We start from the raw sequence: 249 nt of genomic DNA on the forward strand, positions 1-249 counted from the left end.
GGCGCACTGGGGGCGGCCGCCGCCGCGCGCGCGGGCCGGCTCGCCGATCGCGGGCTCGGTGAAGCGGCCACCGGCGTCGCGCTGGCGCTCCTTGCGCTCTCGTGGCTGCCGCTCGCGTTCGCCGGCACGTCGATCGCGCTGCTGGTCGTCGGCATCGTGCTGCTCGACGTCGGCGGGCAGGCTGTCCACGTCGTGAACCAGAGCATGATCCTCAGCGCGCGGCCCGACGCGCATGCACGCCTCGTCGGC

At 76.3% G+C, this 249-nt stretch carries 1 pseudogene; it reads left to right on the plus strand.

The features are described from left to right. Positions 1-249: pseudogene (locus SB772_RS44070) on the plus strand (MFS transporter); the annotation flags it as partial.

The sequence above is a fragment of the Paraburkholderia sp. SIMBA_030 genome (genome assembly GCF_046535245.1).
Lineage (GTDB): Bacteria > Pseudomonadota > Gammaproteobacteria > Burkholderiales > Burkholderiaceae > Paraburkholderia.